We start from the raw sequence: 16,236 nt of genomic DNA on the forward strand, positions 1-16,236 counted from the left end.
TTGCCCTTCGACAGGCTCAGGGAACGACAGGCTCAGGGAACGACAGGATCAGGGAACGACAGGCTCAAGGAAGAGACGGCTGCTGCTCAACGCAGGTCTTCGGGCGCGTCCTCGTCGTAGTAGACGCTCGAGCGGGGCTCGGAGTCGTCGAGGTCGACGACCGTGAGGCCCTCTTCGTCGACGTCGACGGCCTGCTCGGGCGCAGCCTCGCGAGGCGCGTCGTCGCCGCGGACGAGAACCGACGCGTCGAGAACGGCGGCCTCGGCATGCTCGTGCACGGCGTCGTCGAGAACATCGTCGTCGAGGATGTGGTCATCGAGGTCGAGTTCGTCGTCGATGTCCTCATCGTCGGAGTCGACATCTGCCTCGTCGTCGAAGTCCTCATCGTCGTCGTCTTCCGCGAGCGCGGCAGCGTGCTCCTGGGCGAGCTTGTAGTCCTCGAGCCGCTCGGACCACGGAGTCCACTCCGGAGCGAGCACAGCGCCCTCGCCGGGAAGCAGTTCGGTCTCGAGCACATTGGGCTCGCTCTCGCCGTCGATGCGGGAGAGCGTCGCCGTCCAGTGCCAGTCGGGGTACCCGGGCATCAGCGAGGCGAAGTGCAGGCTGAGCACGTGCTCATCGTGGGTGGTGTGCCCCACGACCGCGCCGATGGTCGTCGCCGGCGTGATCTCGAGCAGCGCAGCGCGCGCCTGATCGATGGCGGCGAGCAGAACGGGGTCTGCCTCGAACTGCACGGGCGCCTCGACGGCCTCGGTCTCGGGCTCGACCTCTGCGTCGGACGAGCCGTCAGGGGTCGGATCGGAGTGCTGCACCGGTGTCTACGCGTCCAATTCGTCGGCGACCTTGCGCAGCAGCGCAGCGATCTTGCGGCTGTGCGCCGTGTCGGGGTAACGACCCCGCTTGAGGTTCGTTCCGATTCCGTCGAGCACCTTCACGAGGTCTTCGACGATGATCGACATGTCGTCGGCCGGCTTGCGGCTGAGCTTCACGAGGCTGGGCGGTGCTTCGAGCACGCGCACCGAAAGGGCCTGGGCGCCGCGCTTGCCGTCGGCGATGCCGAACTCGAGCTTCGTGCCGGCCTTGACCGTCGTACCTGCGGGCAGGGCTGACGCGTGCAGAAAGACCTCTGAGCCGTCATCGGAACTGATGAAGCCGAAGCCCTTCTCGTCGTCGTAGAACTTGACCTTGCCGGTAGGCATTCGCGGATCTCCTTGTGTGAATTCGGCTCGCTGAGTGGCGAGCGGGCACACGATAGCCTAACGGCCCCGCGCTGAGACCGTATCCTTGGAGCTGTGACAGACAAGCAGACACCGCCGGTTCGCTCCAGCGAGCGCATCCTCGCGTACATGATCGCCGGCATCATCGGGGCGTCGCTGCTCTGCTTCGCGGCATTCCTCATCGCCTCTCTGGTGGGAGTGCGCGGCGAGGCACTGTCGCAGGGCATCTGGCCGGCTGTGGTGATCTTCCCTCTCATCGGCCTTCCCATCGGCCTCGTGCTGATCCTCGTGCTGCTCTTCATGAATCTCCGCCGCCGCGCCAAGGAGGCACCGAAGCCTCGATGAGCGACACTCTCGCTCTCGCAGGTCGGCTCCAGCTCCTGGACGACGACCACCTGGTCGCGCTCGCCTCACTGAGGCTGCACGACGCCCGTGGCATCAAGGACTTCTTCGACCTCGCCGACAGGCTCCTCGATCCGGCGTCGATCGACGCGGCGCTCGCCGCCCTGCCCCGCCGCACCCTCGCGGCCCTCGCGCATCCATCGCCCGACACCGACCCGGCAGACCTCGAGCCGGCGGCGCGCCTCTTCCTCACCGACGGCGAGACGCCGGGGCACGCTCTGGATGCCGTCACCCGGGTTCTCGGGTCGTGGCCCGACCGCGGTCTTCCGTCGCCCGAGCAGCTCGCCACCGAGCCCGCGCCGACAGACACCGATCAGGCCCAGCAGCGCGACACGAGCGACCGGATGGCCGCCGAGCGCGCGTTCACGGCGACGGCCGGCATCGCGGAGCTCATCCACGAGTTGCGCACGATGCCCGTGCGCGAACTGGCCAAGGGCGGCGTGGCAGCACCCGATGCGAAGCGGCTTCTGGCCTCGCTCGCCATCGCGCCCAACGATCTCGACGCGCTGCTGCGCATCGCACGTCGCGCCGGCCTCGTGACGCTCGACGATCTCCTCTGGTCGACGACGGAGGAGGCGCTCCCCTGGCTTCTGAAGGGGTCTGCCGATCGGTGGGTCGCCCTGGCGACCTCGTGGCTCGACGCCCTCGCCGACGACATCGGAGAGGTTCTGCGCTCGCGCAGCCGCCGTCCGTGGGGCGCAGACGCGCAGCGCACCATCGCGTACCTCTATCCGGCAGGCGGAGACGCCCTGCGCGGACGGGTGGCCTTCGTGCTCGACAGCGCCGAATACCTGGGCATCACGGCGAACGGCTACCCCGGCGCCGCCGCACGCGCCCTGCTCGACAACACCACGGAGCCGCTGTCGAGCGTGGCTGCGGCGCTCCTGCCCGCCGAGGTCTCGAACGTGTATCTGCAGCACGACCTCACGGTCATCGCGCCGGGCCCGCTGACTCCGGATGTCGACGTGCGGCTGAGAACGCTGGCCGACATCGAGGGCCGCGGCCTCGCATCCACGTACCGCATCTCGGCCGCCAGCGTGACCCGCGCTCTGGCCGAGGGCGAGACCGCCGAGGGCATCCTCTCGTTCTTCCGTTCCGTCTCGCTCACCGGTGTTCCCCAGCCCGTGGAGTACCTCGTCACCGAGGCCAGCTCCCGCTACGGCCGTTTGCGGGTCGGAGCGGGCAGCCCCGACGACGAGGCACGCGGCATCGCGAGCTATGTGCGCAGCGACGACGACTCGCTGCTCAGCACCCTCGCCGTCGACCACGGACTCGCCTCCCTCGGCCTCGAGCACGACGGCGCAGACCGGCTCACCAGCCGGTTCCCCTTCGACACGATGTTCTGGATGATCTCCGACGCGCGATACCCCGTCGTCGCGGAGCGGGCATCCGGGGCCACCTTCGCCCCCGTTCGCACGCGCACCGCACCGCGGAAGGCCGCGCCGACCCCTCGCCCGTTCGTCGACCTCGTGGCCCGCCTGCGGGAGTCCGCGCACGCCGCCGGCGATGCGCCCGAGGCATGGATCGCGCGCCAGCTCGATGTCGCGATCAAGGCCAAGAGCCCCCTCGCGGTGAGCGTGGGCATGCCCGACGACAAGACCACGGTGTTCCTCGTGACGCCGCTGTCGCTGGCGGCGGGTCGTCTGCGGGCGATCGACGAGAAGGCGGGAGTGGAGCGCACCCTTCCCCTACGCAACATCACCGCCGTCGCACCCGCGCCGTAACGCGCAAGCCCCCGCCGTCGCGGGCCTGACGCCCCGTTCAGCGGGTAGGATCGTACGTTATGCCGTCTGGCCCATTGATCGTCCAAAGCGACCGCACCGTGCTGCTCGAAGTCGCGCACCCCGATGCAGAGAGCGCGCGCCACGAGCTCGCCGTGTTCGCAGAACTCGAACGCGCCCCCGAGCACATCCACACCTACCGCATCACCCGCCTCGGGCTCTGGAATGCCCGCGCGGCCGGCCACGAGGCCGCCGAGATCCTGGGCACGCTCGAGCGCTACTCGAAGTTCGCCATCCCCCAGGCCGTCTCCATCGATATCGAGGAGACGATCGCGCGCTACGGCCGCCTCGTCATCGAGCGCGACGAGGAGGGCGGGCTCCTGCTTCGTGCCACCGATTCCGCGGTGCTCAGCCAGATCGCATCCGGCAAGAAGATCGCCCCGCTACTGGTCGAGCGCCGCGCGCCCGACACCTACGCCATCGCACCCTGGGCGCGCGGCCAGCTCAAGCAGGAGTTGACCAAGCTCGGCTGGCCCGCCGACGACCGCGCCGGCTACACGCCGGGCACTCCCCACGAGATCGCGCTGCAGGAGGACGGCTGGGCGCTGCGCGACTACCAGAAGCTCGCGGTCAGCAACTTCTTCGAGCGCGGCTCGGGCGTCGTCGTGCTGCCCTGCGGCGCCGGAAAGACGCTCGTCGGCGCGGGAGCCATGGCCACGGCGAAGACGAACACGCTCATCCTCGTGACCAACACGGTCTCCGCCAGGCAGTGGCGCAGCGAGCTGCTCAAGCGCACCACCCTCACAGAAGACGAGATCGGCGAATACTCGGGCCAGCTCAAAGAGGTCAAGCCCGTGACCATCGCGACCTATCAGATCCTCACCGCCAAGCGGAAGGGCGCGTACGCGCACCTCGAGCTGCTCGACGCACTCGACTGGGGACTCGTGGTCTACGACGAGGTGCACCTGCTTCCGGCGCCGGTCTTCAAGCTCACGGCAGAGCTCCAGGCCCGTCGCCGACTCGGCCTCACGGCAACCCTGGTGCGCGAAGACGGGCGCGAGGGCGACGTGTTCAGCCTCATCGGCCCCAAGCGCTTCGACGCCCCGTGGAAGGAGATCGAGGCCCAGGGCTTCATCTCCCCCGCCGAGTGCTTCGAGGTGCGCATCGATCTTCCCCAGAACGAGAGGCTCGAGTACGCGGCTGCGGCCGACGACGAGCGGTATCGCCTCGCCGCCACGGCCCCCGCGAAACTGGATGTCGTCAAACGGCTCATCGAGAAACACTCCGGCGAGCGCATCCTGGTCATCGGGCAGTACCTCGACCAGCTGCAGCAGTTGGAGACCGAGCTGGGCGTGCCCTCGCTCACCGGAGCCACTCCCGTCGCCGAGCGCGAGCGGCTCTACGAGGCGTTCCGCGACGGCACCGAGCCCATCCTCGTGGTGAGCAAGGTCGCGAACTTCTCGGTCGACCTGCCCGAGGCGAGCGTCGCGATCCAGGTGTCGGGGTCGTTCGGATCGCGCCAGGAGGAGGCACAGCGCCTCGGCCGCCTGCTGCGCCCGAAGGAGTCGGGCCTGTCGGCCAACTTCTACACGCTCGTCGCGCGCGACACCGTCGACCAGGACTTCGCGCAGAACCGCCAGCGCTTCCTGGCCGAGCAGGGCTACAGCTACACGATTCTCGATGCCGACGAGCTCAGCCCCCAGCCCACCCGCTGAGCGACGAGCACCCTCACCTCGACCCCTCTCGCCGCCCGACCACGCACCGACTCGCCACAAATGCACGCAAAACCGGCAACGAAGGTGCATCTGCGCCGACTCGGGGGCGATCGGTGCATCCAACCGACGCATATGCACCTCATCCGCGCGGTGTCGGTGCTTGTGAGGAGAGTCGATGATGGCTGGCCCGTCGAGACGGGCATACGTCAGAGCAGGATGCGCTGGGTCAGCAGGTGATCCTGCCACTCGCCGGCGATCTTCAGGTAGGCCGGAGCCACACCGATCGACTCGAACCCCGCTCGATCCAGCACGCGCCGTGATGCCGCGTTGCGAGGAAGCACGCTTGCTTCGAGCCGATGCAGCCCGAGTTCATCGCGGCTGTGCGCGATGACGGCCTGGAGCGCCGCCGAGGCCAGGCCTCTGCCCGTGAGCGACCCGTCGACCCAGTAGCCGACGCTCCCGCTCAGAAACGGGCCGCGCACGATGTTGGACACGTTGATGCGGCCGACGACGCTGCTGCCCTGGCAGAGCACGAGAGGCAGGCAGCCGCCTGTGGCGTGCAGCCCGAGATCGGTGGACACAACAGTCGTCTGGTGAGCGGCGGTGAAGAAAGCGTCCGAGCGCACGGGCTCCCACTCGGCGAGGTGCTGGCGGTTGCGCACATAGGCATCCGCAATCGCCTCCGCATCTGCTTTCTTCGCAAGCCGGAGAATGATGTCGTCAGCGAGAGGAGTAGAGAAAGTCACCGCACGATCGTAGTGCGCGCCTGAGGTCGCAACCATCGGCATCCGGGCTCACAGGAAAGTTGACTTTTGTTCCCCATTCACTCCCAGACAACGCCCAGACAACCCGCAGATAATTGACCCCATGACTGGCCCACGCATCCTGATCGTCGACGACGAACCCAACATCCGCGATCTGCTCACCACGAGCCTCCGCTTCGCCGGCTTCGCCGTGCGAGCCGTCTCGAACGGCGCACAGACCATCTCGGCCGTTCTCGAAGAAGAACCCGACCTGATCATCCTCGACGTCATGCTGCCCGACATGAACGGCTTCGGCGTCACCAAGCGCCTGCGGGCATCCGGCTACACCGCGCCCATCCTGTTCCTCACGGCGAAGGACGACACCGAAGACAAGATCACCGGTCTCACCGTCGGCGGCGACGACTACGTCACCAAGCCCTTCAGCCTCGACGAGATCGTCGCCCGCATCAAGGCCATCCTGCGACGCACGATGCAGGCCGACGAAGACGCCATCATCCGCGCCGGCGAGCTCACCATGGACCAGGACACGCACGAGGTCTACGTGGGAGATTCGGCCATCGAGCTGAGCCCCACCGAGTTCAAGCTGCTGCGTTACCTCATGCTGAACCCCAATCGCGTGCTGTCGAAGGCTCAGATCCTCGACCACGTGTGGGAGTACGACTTCAACGGCGACGCCGGCATCGTCGAGAGCTACATCTCGTACCTGCGGCGCAAGCTCGACGCCCACTCCGAGGAGTCGCTCATCCAGACGAAGCGTGGTTTCGGGTACATGCTGAAGGTGTCGAAGGCATAAGGCGCATCTCCAGCAGGTTCGCGTAACCTGATGGTCGACATGCAGCACTCAATACTCACGCGCTGGAACGCGATCTCCTTGCGCAACAAGATCACCGGCGTGACCGTGCTGATGCTCACGTTCGGCCTCATCGTGTCGGGAATCGGCACCATGACCGTTCTGCGCACCTACCTGCTCAACCAGGTCGACACGCGGCTGCAGAACGCGTACGCCGAACCCACCTCTGTTCTCGGGCCTGACGCGAACAAGCGCGGCTTCGACTACGACGACGTCCTCTCCGCCCCCGACACCTACTACGTGGCCCTGCTCGACGCCAACGGGCAGCCGCTTGTCACGAACTGGGATGACACGGGGATGGCCGCGCCCGCCGTCTCAGGCATGGACATGTCGATGGCGACGACCTTGGGCGAGAAGCGCTTCACCGTCAAGAGCACGAAGGGCTCGTCCGACTGGCTCGCCGTGGCAATGGTTCTGCCGGTCGACAACTACGGCACGAACAACACGCTCGTGATCGCCCAGTCACTCGAAGACACCGAAGACACGACCACGACCTACCTGTCGATCTTCCTCGCCTTCGGAATCGGCGTCGTCGTGCTGGGTGCCATGCTCACCCGTCTCCTCGTCACCAGCACCTTCGCGCCCCTTCGCCAGGTGGAACGCACGGCCGCGGCGATCGCGGATGGTGGCGACTTCAGCCAGCGAATGGCGGTGGAGACCCCCAACACCGAAGTCGGCAGGCTCAACCGATCCCTCAACACCATGCTCAGCCGCATCGACCGCGCCTTCGACGACAGGGCTCGAACCATCGAGCAGATGAGACGGTTCGTCGGCGACGCCAGCCACGAGCTGCGCACCCCCCTGGTATCCGTACGTGGCTACGCCGAGCTCTACCGCATGGGCGCCCTGCAGACCCCCGACGACGTGAGCCAGGCCATGGATCGCATCGAGAAGGAGGCCATCCGCATGGGCTCCCTGGTGGAGGATCTGCTCGAACTCGCGCGGCTCGACGAGACCAAGCCCCTGAAGCTCAGCCCCGTCAACCTGATCCCCATCGCCATGGACGCGGCCCTCGACGCGCGCGCCTCCAGCCCGGGCCGGGTCATCCGGGTCTCGACCTCGCGCCCGTCAGACCCCGTCATCACCTTCAACCCCGCCGTCGCCGTGACCAGCGACGACGAACCGGATGCCGGTGACCCGGCCGCCGCCCCCGATCAGTCGGCAACCGGATCGATCCCCTTCTCGTCGGCCTTCGCCCGGCTCCGCCGCCGCAGTGCACGCCCGACGCAGCCCAACTCCGAGGCGGTGGTGCTCCCCGCCACGGTGACTCCGTCTTTCGAGCTCGAGAACACCGACGACGAGAACGCCATCCAGCCCCTGGTGATGGCCGAGGAGAACAAGATCCGGCAGGTGCTCGCCAACCTCATCGGCAACGCGCTCCGGTTCACGTCGAGCGACAGCCCGATCGAACTCGCTGTCAGCGTCGACGAGGCCAACAGGCTGGCCACGGTCGACGTCATCGACCACGGCGAGGGCATCCCGCCCCAGATCCGCGAGAAGATCTTCCAGCGCTTCTGGCGAGCCGACAGCTCCCGCACACGCGAGACGGGCGGAAGCGGCCTCGGCCTCGCCATCGTGTCGTCGATCGTCGCGGCGCACGGCGGAACGGTGCGGGCTCTCGAGACCGAGGGCGGCGGAGCCACGTTCCGCGTCTCTCTTCCTCTCCTCATCGAGCAGGCCCCCGCCGAGTCATCCACAGGCTCCGACTCGGCTTCCTGACAGGCCCGCTCGCGCGTCTACCGTTGCAGCTGCCGACCGACCGGTCGGCACCGCCGCATCCAGACGAAAGAGCAGGCATCCACCATGAGCCAATACCAGGTCGACAGCGAGGCCGTCAGCGCCAGTGCATCGTCCATCCGCAGCACCATCGATCGCATCCAGGCCGATGTCGCCGCCATGCACGGTCAGTTGACCTCGCTCGAGGGCAGCTGGACGGGCCAGGCGGCAGTCGCCTTCCAGGCCGTCGTGGCCGACTGGCGAGGAACCCAGACCCGGGTAGAAGAGAGCCTGGCCTCGATCACCCAGGCTCTGTCGGCGGCCGCGCAGACCTACGCCGACGTCGAGATGCAGAACGTGCGCATGTTCGCCGTGTAGGAACGACGAAGCGGGCGACTCCCGAAGGAGCCGCCCGCTTGTGTCTTGTCTATTCAGACCTGGGTCTGGTCAGACGAGGGACTTAGAAGTCCATGCCACCCGTGGGGTCGCCGGCCGGGGCCGCAACCTTCTCGGGCTTGTCTGCGACGACCACCGAGGTGGTGAGGAACAGACCGGCGATCGACGCGGCGTTGACCAGCGCGGAGCGCGTGACCTTCACCGGGTCGTTGATGCCGGCGGCCAGCATGTCGACGTACTCGCCGGTCGCGGCGTTGAGGCCGTGTCCGACGGGCAGGTTGCGAACCTTCTCGGCCACAACACCGGGCTCGAGGCCGGCGTTCTGAGCGATCTGCTTCAGCGGAGCGTCGATGGCCACCTTGACGATGTTCGCACCGGTCGCCTCGTCGCCCGTGAGCGACAGCTTCTCGAAAGCGGTCTTGCCGGCCTGGATGAGGGCGACGCCACCACCGGCGACGATGCCCTCTTCGACGGCTGCCTTGGCGTTGCGCACGGCGTCTTCGATGCGGTGCTTGCGCTCCTTGAGCTCGACCTCCGTTGCCGCGCCGGCCTTGATGACGGCGACGCCACCGGCGAGCTTGGCGAGACGCTCCTGAAGCTTCTCACGGTCGTAGTCGCTGTCGGTGTTCTCGATCTCGTTGCGGATCTGCTGCACGCGACCGGCGATGGCGTCGGCGTCGCCGGCACCCTCGACGATCGTGGTCTCGTCCTTCGTGATGACGACCTTGCGGGCCTTGCCCAGCAGGTCGAGCGTCACGTTCTCGAGCTTGAGGCCGACCTCTTCCGAGATGACCTGTCCACCCGTGAGGATCGCGATGTCCTGCAGCTGCGCCTTGCGACGGTCTCCGAAGCCGGGAGCCTTGACGGCCACAGACTTGAAGATGCCGCGGATCTTGTTGACGACCAGCGTGGCCAGGGCCTCGCCGTCGACGTCCTCGGCGATGATCAGCAGCTGCTTGCCGCTCTGGATGACCTTGTCGACGATCGGCAGCAGGTCCTTGATGTTCGAGACCTTGCTGTTGACGATCAGGATGTAGGGGTCTTCGAAGACGGCTTCCTGGCGGTCGGGGTCGGTGACGAAGTACTGCGACAGGTAACCCTTGTCGAAGCGCATGCCCTCGGTGAGCTCGAGCTCGGTGCCGAAGGTGTTCGACTCCTCGACGGTGACGACGCCCTCTTTTCCGACCTTGTCGATCGCCTCGGCGATCAGCGCGCCGATCTCGGGGTCGCCGGCGGAGATGGACGCGGTCGCGGCGATCTCTTCCTTGGTCTCGATCTCCTTCGCGTTGGCGATGAGCTCGGCGGTCACAGCGGCGACGGCCTTCTCGATGCCGCGCTTGAGGGTGATCGGGTCGGCGCCGGCCGCGACGTTGCGCAGGCCTTCGCGAACGAGCGCCTGGGCCAGCACGGTTGCGGTGGTCGTACCGTCTCCGGCGACGTCATCGGTCTTCTTGGCGACCTCTTTGACGAGCTCTGCACCGATCTTCTCGTACGGGTCGTCGAGCTCGATCTCCTTCGCGATCGACACACCGTCGTTCGTGATGGTGGGAGCGCCCCACTTCTTCTCGAGGACGACGTTGCGACCGCGCGGGCCGAGCGTGACCTTGACTGCGTCGGCGAGAATGTTCAGGCCGCGCTCGAGGCCGCGACGGGCCTCTTCATCGAAAGCAATGATCTTTGCCATAAGTGTTTCTGTCCCTCCCGGAGACAATCAAAGAATTAGCACTCCATTGGAGAGAGTGCTAAGACAATATTGGCACTCAGGGCAGGCGAGTGCAAGCTGCAACAGCGAACGCCGCCCGCGTCAGCGGACGGCGTTCGGTGTGTAGGGCATCGCGGGTGCGATGCGGTCGAGTGCGTGAGGGGGGTCAGGCGAGCCGAACGGCTTCGGCCTGCGGCCCCTTCGCTCCGGTGCCCACTTCGAAGACGACCTGCTGGCCCTCTTCGAGCACCTTGTAGCCGCCCATCTCGATCGCCGAGTAGTGGACGAAGACGTCCTGTCCTCCCTCGTCGACGGTGATGAAGCCGTAGCCCTTCTCAGCGTTGAACCACTTCACGGTTCCGTTCGCCATTGTTACTCCCATTGCCGAATGTGTGTCTTCAGGACACCCGAAGAAACACGGGCGACCAAGGCTGATACTAATCAGCGCATTCGGCGGATTGCAGGCGATGTCGGCAAATCGGGGCATCCGTTTCCGCATCTCAACACGACGGAAACATCACCGAAATATGGGGCCGCGATGCGGCCACCACCCGGCCTACTGAACGGGCTCGTCGGTCGTGCCGTCCGCAGACGGTTCGACGAAGTCGGCGCCGAGCACGACAGTGAGCTGCGCTCCCTGGAATTGGTCGGACTGCTCGACCCGCACGGATGTTATCGACAGGGCGACACCGTTCGCCGACGCATCGGCGGTGGCCTTGGCGAACAGGGAGTCGGCGAGGCCGAGTGCGGCGGCCTCGTTCGCCGGATCGACGTAGTAGACCGTGGTCGTCTTGAAGTCGGTGGCACTCGCGTTGGCGGTGGAGCCGACACCCGCCCATCCGGCCTCGCGCATAGCTTCGCCGACGCTGGCCGCCAGCCCTGCGGTCTCCGTGCCGTTCAGGACGGTGACGGTGACGGCCGGATCGACGATGGGAGTGATCGTGGGCGTCGGAGTGGGCGTCGGCGTCGGCGTCGAGGCCGTCGTTCCGCCCAGAATGCCACCGAACTGGATGTTGTCGTTGATGATGGCGAGGCCCACCACGCCTCCGGCGACGATGACTCCTGTCGCGAGAGCTGCCCAGGCGAACGCGATCCAGCCACGGCCCTTGCGGCGCGGACCCCGGTGGGCCCCCGTGCGGTGGAGGTCTGCGGGGATGGTGTCGAAGCGGTCGGATTCAGGCTTGGCCATGGTGTGGTCTGGGTCCTAGTCGTCGAGGGACGTGAGGCGCACTGATCGCGCGTCCGTCCTGGCATCCCGCACTCTGTGCAGTCTCTTGATGAGCATGGGGTCGTGGGCGAGGGCGGAGGGCGAATCGATGAGAGCGCCCAGCAGTTGATAGTAGCGGGCGGCCGAGAGACCGAATTCGTCACGAATGGCCTGCTCCTTGACGCCGGCGTGCTTCCACCAGGTGCGCTCGAAGGCCAGGATCGCGATGTCGCGAGCACCGAGGGCCGGCGTTCTGCCGTCGCCCGAGCGCTGCTCGTCGAGATCTTTCGCGGCTCCCACAAGGCCTCCACTTCGTGCCCGGGAGCCGTCCGGCCCCCCCGATCGTCAACATCCTATGGGCCGCATGCTCTGGATCAGCCGAATGAGGCGGGCATGCCGCGATGCCTAGCGACCGGCCCGATACATAGTGCGGTGGGCGATGCCCGCCTCGATGAACTCGTCGCCCACGGCGACGAATCCGAACGCGGCGTAGAGGCCCGTGATGTAGCTCTGCGAATGAAGAAGCAGCGACTCGGAGCCGTAGAGCTCGACGACCCTCGCCAGGAGGATCTGTGCGAGGCCCCTTCCCCGGTAGGCAGGGCCCACGACGACGCGGCCCGGCAGCCGGTGCGCGTCCTCGTGTTCCGCGACCTCGTCATGCAGCACACGGAGATAGGCGGCCACATCTCCGTTCTCCCCCGCGATCCACAGGTGATCGGTCGTGCGCTCTCTGTCGCGGCGGTCGAGTTCGCTCTCGTCGACCTTCTGCTCCACGTAGAACACGTCGGTGCGCAGCTTGAGAATCTCGTAGAGCTCCTCTGTGGTCAGCTCGCTCCAGCTCTTCTGCACGATCGTGGGTACGGTTTCGAGGGGCACAGGCGCCAAGTTTACTGTGATGATGGAAGAAGCCCTGGTCGATCGCGGAGCCGCGACCGCGGGGCGGAGAAGGAGTGTCCTGTCGATGAGTTACGACGTTCAGAAGAGCGATGAGGACTGGCGGGCAGAGCTGTCTGCCGACGAGTACGCCGTGCTGCGCCAGGCCGCGACGGAGCGCCCGTGGACCGGTGAGCTGCTCGACGAGGGCCGTGAAGGCATCTATCGATGCAAGGCCTGCAGCGCGGAGCTCTTCCGCAGCACCACGAAGTTCGACTCGCACTGCGGCTGGCCCAGCTTCTACGATCCGTCGTCGACCGACGCCGTCGAGCTGATCACGGACTCCACGCTCGGCATGGTGCGCACAGAGGTGCGGTGCGCCACGTGCGGCTCCCACCTGGGCCACGTCTTCGACGACGCTCCCCAGACGCCCACCGGCGACCGGTACTGCATGAACTCGATCTCGCTCGAGTTCGACCCGGCAGAGTAAGGGCGTGGCATCCGTCTTCGAGGCGATGCAGGAGCGCCGCTCGAGTTCGAAGGTCACCGACGAGGCGCCGAGCCACGACGAGCTCCTGGAGCTCATCGAGGCCGCCGGGCAGGTCGCCGACCATTCGGGGATGACGCCCTGGCGCGTCCTCGAGATCCGCGGGGAATCCCGACGCATCGTCGGCGAGAGCCTCGCCGCCGCCGCGGGGCTCGAGGGTCGCGACGCAGACAAGAACATCCGTAAGGCGTACCGCGCACCCCTGCTGCTCGCGGTGATCGTGTCGCCCCGGCCCAGTTTCAAGGTGCCGTACTGGGAGCAGGAGGCCGTCGCATCCGGTGTGGCCCATTCGCTCAACCTGCTGCTGCACGAGCGCGGCTACGGCGCGATGTGGCGCACCGGCATCCACACCCGGAGCGATGCCGTTCGGCTCGCGCATCGCCTCGAGCCCGGCGAGCAGATGCTCGGGTGGATCTACGTCGGTCGATACCCGGATCGGCCACGCTCCTCGCGCCGCTCGCGAGTCGACGCCCGGCGGCATCTCTCGTCGCTCTGACAGCCCGTCGCTCGAATCGATTCGACGCCCGGTCCTGCGCGGGCTAGTATCGAATTCTTGTGACTGATATCGGCGTGACTCCCCCAGCGACAGGGCCGCAGGTGTCGGCGCAGAATCCGCCGACTCGAGCAGGCGCTGAACAGCCGGTGGGGCACCTGCGCTACTCCCCCGCCCGCCGGTGGCTGGCATTGCTCGCCCTGGCCCTGGGCGGCTTCGGAATCGGAGTCACCGAATTCGTGTCGATGGGACTGCTGCCGAATATCGCGCAGGATCTCCTGCCCGGGCTGTACGCCGCGAACTCGGCCGACGCCAACGCCACGGCCGGCCACCTGATCTCGGCGTATGCCCTCGGTGTCGTCGTCGGCGCTCCGACTATCGCGGCCGCCGCCGCCCGCTGGCCGCGCAAGCGCCTGCTCACGGTGCTCGTCGCCTGCTTCGTGATCGGCAACCTCGCCACGGCGATCCTGCCCTCGTTCGGCTGGGTGCTCGCGGCCCGCTTCGTGTCGGGTCTTCCGCACGGCGCCTATTTCGGCATCGCCTCTCTGGTCGCCGCCACCCTGATGGGCCCGGGCAAACGCGCGCGCGGCGTCGCCTTCGTGCTGTCCGGCCTCACCATCGCGAACGTGGTCGGCGTTCCCGTGGGCACGTATCTCGGCCAGCACTTCGGATGGCGCAGCGCCTTCTGGCTCGTGACCGTGATCTTCGCCGCCACCCTCGTCTCGATCATCGCGACCGTGCCGTTCCAGGCCGGCAACCCCGAGAGCACGATCCGCAACGAGCTCAAGGCCTTCTCCCGCCCGCAGATCTGGCTCACCCTGGCCATGGCGTCTATCGGCTTCGGAGGCATGTTCGCGGTCTACAGCTACATAGCCCCGGTGGTCACCGATGTGACGGGGCTCGGCGCAGCGATCGTGCCGCTCGTGCTCGTGACCTTCGGCGTGGGCATGACCATCGGAAACTTCATCGGCGGCTGGGCCGCCGACAAGTCGGTGGCGCGCTCGCTGCTCATCTTCATGCCGGGCATCGGCCTCGCCTGCCTCGCCTTCGGCCTCACCGCCGCCAGCGCCCCCGGCCTGTTCATCTCGATCTTCTTCATCGGCGCGTTCGTGTCGGCGGCGTCGCCCACGATCCAGGCCAGGCTGATGGATGTCGCGCACGACTCCCAGTCGATCGCGGCGGCCCTCAATCACTCGGCCCTCAACCTCGGCAACTCGCTCGGCGCGTTCCTGGGCGGCGTCGTCATCGCGGCGGGTTTCGGATACATCGCGCCGGCCTGGGTGGGGATCGGCCTGTCGATCGTGGGCGTGGCCATCCTGCTCGTCTCGCTCGGCGTCGACCGCCGCAGCGCCTCGCGGGCCTGAGCCCGGTCGGCCCGGCGGACACGCGTCAGTTGACCAATTTCTTGTAGGCAGTGACCGAGCCTGACCCGCGACCCCACAGGCCGATAGAGATCTCGCCGACGGTCACACCGGGGTGCACCGCCAGAATGTCGGCGACGAGACTCGAGAACTCCCGATGATTGCGGGTGATTACTGAGGCGCCGTCGGCCGGGGTCAGCCGCACAAGCTGACTCGAGAGCGCACAGCGCTCGATCGATTGGATCTCCCTGATGGGGATCGAACCACGCCGGAACGGCGAGAACCAGAACAGATCTCCATGGTCGAGTTCGACCTTGTATGCGACACGGATGAGCCAGACGTAGCCGTTGAACAGGCAAATGGCAAGCCACAGCAGCATGAACGGCACACCAGGACCGCGGCCCCCGGACACCTGTGCCACGAGGCCCCAGCCCCCACCGATCAGCAGGGCCAAAAAGACGATGACCGGCAACCATGGGGCGGTCGATTCGGGTAGATATCGTGTGCGGCTCATGACAGTCCCTCGCTCGTCTACACCGTAGCCGGTACACCGACCGCCTCGAGCGCCGTGAGCGCGGGAACGACGTCGGAGCCTGCGGAGACCGCCCCTCTCACCGCAGCGCAGGGCTCGGTGACCTCGGCCGCCCACTCGGCGCCTCCGGCGCCTGCCGCGAGCTGGCTCTCGCAGGTCTCGGCCGCGCTCGTACTGAACGCGGAGAGGGACGCCTGGAGCGCGGCGCCCGCCGCATCCAGATCGAGCTGCGAGCCGACCCTCGACGCGGTGTCGAGGCCGGCCGCGTCGCGCTGCAGTGCCGCGATGGAGTCGGCAGACGCCATACCCGCGGCGTTGTTGGCGATGGGGAGCAATCGCTTTACCGTGGTGGCGGCCTCTGCCCGCGCCGCGGCAAGCTGCGGGTCGACGGGTTCGACGCCGGGGATGGGCCTCTGGGTCGATCGGGCGGTCTGGGCGCCCGCAGACATCGACGTGACCGCGACTGCGATGCCCGCCCCCACGAGAACGACGAGGAACGCCGCCACGACGGCGACGCGCACCCGCGCCCACCGCTTCGTGCGGCGTGATTCGTCGAATGACACGGCGAACTCCTCTCCCACTAAGAGAGAGTCGATGCAACGCGATCGCTTACGCGAGAAGCCCGCCGGATCTCGATGGATCCGACGGGCTTCTCAGGAGTGGGGCCGGCGACGGGACTTGAACCCGTAACCCCCGCTTTACAAGAGCGGTGCGCTACCAATTGCGCCACGCCGGCAGAT

The 16,236-nt window shown here is 67.2% G+C and carries 19 protein-coding genes and 1 tRNA gene; 9 read left to right on the forward strand and 11 right to left on the reverse strand.

Annotation, left to right across the window (positions count from 1 at the left end; genetic code table 11):
* Nucleotides 1–86: 86 nt before the first annotated feature.
* Nucleotides 87–812, reverse strand: a complete 726-nt coding sequence (locus QCD70_RS15570; RefSeq protein ID WP_301217925.1) for a DUF3027 domain-containing protein — start codon at nucleotides 810–812, stop codon at nucleotides 87–89.
* A 6-nt stretch (nucleotides 813–818) separates the two neighbouring features.
* Nucleotides 819–1,199, reverse strand: coding sequence for a cold-shock protein (locus tag QCD70_RS15575; RefSeq protein ID WP_055927490.1), 381 nt, complete (start codon nucleotides 1,197–1,199; stop codon nucleotides 819–821).
* A 93-nt stretch (nucleotides 1,200–1,292) separates the two neighbouring features.
* Between QCD70_RS15575 and QCD70_RS15580 the strand changes: the two genes are divergently transcribed.
* Genes QCD70_RS15580 through QCD70_RS15590 form a run of 3 tightly spaced genes read left to right on the forward strand, consistent with a single transcriptional unit; the run spans nucleotide 1,293 to nucleotide 5,055 of the window.
* Nucleotides 1,293–1,562 (forward strand): hypothetical protein, encoded by a 270-nt coding sequence (locus tag QCD70_RS15580; RefSeq protein ID WP_301217929.1) that lies wholly within the window; start codon nucleotides 1,293–1,295, stop codon nucleotides 1,560–1,562.
* A complete protein-coding gene (locus tag QCD70_RS15585) occupies nucleotides 1,559–3,343 on the forward strand; it encodes a helicase-associated domain-containing protein (RefSeq protein WP_301217931.1) in 1,785 nt (594 codons plus the stop codon). Before QCD70_RS15580 ends, QCD70_RS15585 begins: the two co-directional genes overlap by 4 nt.
* 59 nt (nucleotides 3,344–3,402) lie before the next feature.
* A complete protein-coding gene (locus tag QCD70_RS15590; protein WP_301217933.1) occupies nucleotides 3,403–5,055 on the forward strand; it encodes a DNA repair helicase XPB in 1,653 nt (550 codons plus the stop codon).
* Between the two features lie 206 nt (nucleotides 5,056–5,261).
* On the opposite strand, the gene QCD70_RS15595 is transcribed toward QCD70_RS15590, so the two are convergent.
* Nucleotides 5,262–5,801, reverse strand: coding sequence for a GNAT family N-acetyltransferase (locus QCD70_RS15595; protein WP_301217935.1), 540 nt, complete (start codon nucleotides 5,799–5,801; stop codon nucleotides 5,262–5,264).
* 121 nt (nucleotides 5,802–5,922) lie between these two features.
* On the opposite strand from QCD70_RS15595, the gene QCD70_RS15600 reads away from it, so the two are divergent.
* From QCD70_RS15600 to QCD70_RS15610, 3 genes are all read left to right on the forward strand, one after another.
* The gene (locus QCD70_RS15600) at nucleotides 5,923–6,612 is read left to right on the forward strand and encodes a response regulator transcription factor (RefSeq protein WP_055927476.1); all 690 of its coding nucleotides are present in this window, start codon (nucleotides 5,923–5,925) and stop codon (nucleotides 6,610–6,612) included.
* 30 nt (nucleotides 6,613–6,642) lie between these two features.
* Nucleotides 6,643–8,388, forward strand: coding sequence for an ATP-binding protein (locus tag QCD70_RS15605; protein ID WP_441004949.1), 1,746 nt, complete (start codon nucleotides 6,643–6,645; stop codon nucleotides 8,386–8,388).
* An 84-nt stretch (nucleotides 8,389–8,472) separates the two neighbouring features.
* Nucleotides 8,473–8,763, forward strand: a complete 291-nt coding sequence (locus tag QCD70_RS15610; RefSeq protein ID WP_301217940.1) for a WXG100 family type VII secretion target — start codon at nucleotides 8,473–8,475, stop codon at nucleotides 8,761–8,763.
* A gap of 82 nt (nucleotides 8,764–8,845) precedes the next feature.
* Here the strand turns inward: QCD70_RS15610 and groL are convergent, their stop codons facing one another.
* From groL to QCD70_RS15635, 5 genes are all read right to left on the reverse strand, one after another.
* A complete protein-coding gene (gene groL, locus QCD70_RS15615; RefSeq protein WP_055927470.1) occupies nucleotides 8,846–10,465 on the reverse strand; it encodes a chaperonin GroEL in 1,620 nt (539 codons plus the stop codon).
* A 184-nt stretch (nucleotides 10,466–10,649) separates the two neighbouring features.
* Nucleotides 10,650–10,853, reverse strand: coding sequence for a cold-shock protein (locus QCD70_RS15620; protein ID WP_044440195.1), 204 nt, complete (start codon nucleotides 10,851–10,853; stop codon nucleotides 10,650–10,652).
* Nucleotides 10,854–11,039: 186 nt separating this feature from the next.
* Nucleotides 11,040–11,672 carry a LytR C-terminal domain-containing protein gene (locus QCD70_RS15625; RefSeq protein ID WP_301217945.1) on the reverse strand — a complete coding sequence of 211 codons (633 nt, stop codon included), beginning with the start codon at nucleotides 11,670–11,672 and terminating at the stop codon, nucleotides 11,040–11,042.
* A gap of 15 nt (nucleotides 11,673–11,687) precedes the next feature.
* Entirely contained in the window at nucleotides 11,688–11,990 is a 303-nt protein-coding gene (locus tag QCD70_RS15630; protein ID WP_301217947.1) for a DUF3263 domain-containing protein, read from the reverse strand.
* Between the two features lie 105 nt (nucleotides 11,991–12,095).
* Nucleotides 12,096–12,566, reverse strand: a complete 471-nt coding sequence (locus tag QCD70_RS15635; protein ID WP_301217950.1) for a GNAT family N-acetyltransferase — start codon at nucleotides 12,564–12,566, stop codon at nucleotides 12,096–12,098.
* 85 nt (nucleotides 12,567–12,651) lie between these two features.
* Between QCD70_RS15635 and msrB the strand changes: the two genes are divergently transcribed.
* The 3 genes from msrB to QCD70_RS15650 all read left to right on the forward strand — a co-directional run bounded on the left by msrB (nucleotide 12,652) and on the right by QCD70_RS15650 (nucleotide 14,967).
* On the forward strand, nucleotides 12,652–13,053 hold the full coding sequence (gene msrB, locus QCD70_RS15640) for a peptide-methionine (R)-S-oxide reductase MsrB (RefSeq protein ID WP_301217952.1): 402 nt from the start codon (nucleotides 12,652–12,654) through the stop codon (nucleotides 13,051–13,053).
* 4 nt (nucleotides 13,054–13,057) lie between these two features.
* Nucleotides 13,058–13,606 (forward strand): nitroreductase family protein, encoded by a 549-nt coding sequence (locus QCD70_RS15645; protein WP_301217954.1) that lies wholly within the window; start codon nucleotides 13,058–13,060, stop codon nucleotides 13,604–13,606.
* 155 nt (nucleotides 13,607–13,761) lie between these two features.
* On the forward strand, nucleotides 13,762–14,967 hold the full coding sequence (locus QCD70_RS15650; RefSeq protein WP_301218010.1) for an MFS transporter: 1,206 nt from the start codon (nucleotides 13,762–13,764) through the stop codon (nucleotides 14,965–14,967).
* A 25-nt stretch (nucleotides 14,968–14,992) separates the two neighbouring features.
* On the opposite strand, the gene QCD70_RS15655 is transcribed toward QCD70_RS15650, so the two are convergent.
* From QCD70_RS15655 to QCD70_RS15665, 3 genes are all read right to left on the reverse strand, one after another.
* Nucleotides 14,993–15,436: a hypothetical protein gene (locus QCD70_RS15655; protein WP_301217956.1), complete on the reverse strand. Its 444-nt coding sequence runs from the start codon at nucleotides 15,434–15,436 to the stop codon at nucleotides 14,993–14,995.
* A 59-nt stretch (nucleotides 15,437–15,495) separates the two neighbouring features.
* Nucleotides 15,496–16,059: a hypothetical protein gene (locus tag QCD70_RS15660; RefSeq protein WP_301217958.1), complete on the reverse strand. Its 564-nt coding sequence runs from the start codon at nucleotides 16,057–16,059 to the stop codon at nucleotides 15,496–15,498.
* 97 nt (nucleotides 16,060–16,156) lie between these two features.
* Nucleotides 16,157–16,232 (reverse strand) — tRNA-Thr (locus tag QCD70_RS15665).
* Nucleotides 16,233–16,236: the final 4 nt, after the last annotated feature.

Source organism: Agreia sp. PsM10 (genome assembly GCF_030433855.1).
Lineage (GTDB): Bacteria > Actinomycetota > Actinomycetes > Actinomycetales > Microbacteriaceae > Agreia.

What these genes read in the sequence shown, in the direction of transcription:
- QCD70_RS15625 (WP_301217945.1), bottom strand. Translation starts at nt 11,672, where the DNA reads ATGGCCAAGCCTGAATCCGACCGCTTCGACACCATCCCCGCAGACCTC.
- QCD70_RS15585 (WP_301217931.1), top strand. Translation starts at nt 1,559, where the DNA reads ATGAGCGACACTCTCGCTCTCGCAGGTCGGCTCCAGCTCCTGGACGAC.
- msrB (WP_301217952.1), top strand. Translation starts at nt 12,652, where the DNA reads ATGAGTTACGACGTTCAGAAGAGCGATGAGGACTGGCGGGCAGAGCTG.
- groL (WP_055927470.1), bottom strand. Translation starts at nt 10,465, where the DNA reads ATGGCAAAGATCATTGCTTTCGATGAAGAGGCCCGTCGCGGCCTCGAG.
- QCD70_RS15620 (WP_044440195.1), bottom strand. Translation starts at nt 10,853, where the DNA reads ATGGCGAACGGAACCGTGAAGTGGTTCAACGCTGAGAAGGGCTACGGC.
- QCD70_RS15590 (WP_301217933.1), top strand. Translation starts at nt 3,403, where the DNA reads ATGCCGTCTGGCCCATTGATCGTCCAAAGCGACCGCACCGTGCTGCTC.
- QCD70_RS15575 (WP_055927490.1), bottom strand. Translation starts at nt 1,199, where the DNA reads ATGCCTACCGGCAAGGTCAAGTTCTACGACGACGAGAAGGGCTTCGGC.
- QCD70_RS15610 (WP_301217940.1), top strand. Translation starts at nt 8,473, where the DNA reads ATGAGCCAATACCAGGTCGACAGCGAGGCCGTCAGCGCCAGTGCATCG.
- QCD70_RS15600 (WP_055927476.1), top strand. Translation starts at nt 5,923, where the DNA reads ATGACTGGCCCACGCATCCTGATCGTCGACGACGAACCCAACATCCGC.
- QCD70_RS15605 (WP_441004949.1), top strand. Translation starts at nt 6,643, where the DNA reads ATGGTCGACATGCAGCACTCAATACTCACGCGCTGGAACGCGATCTCC.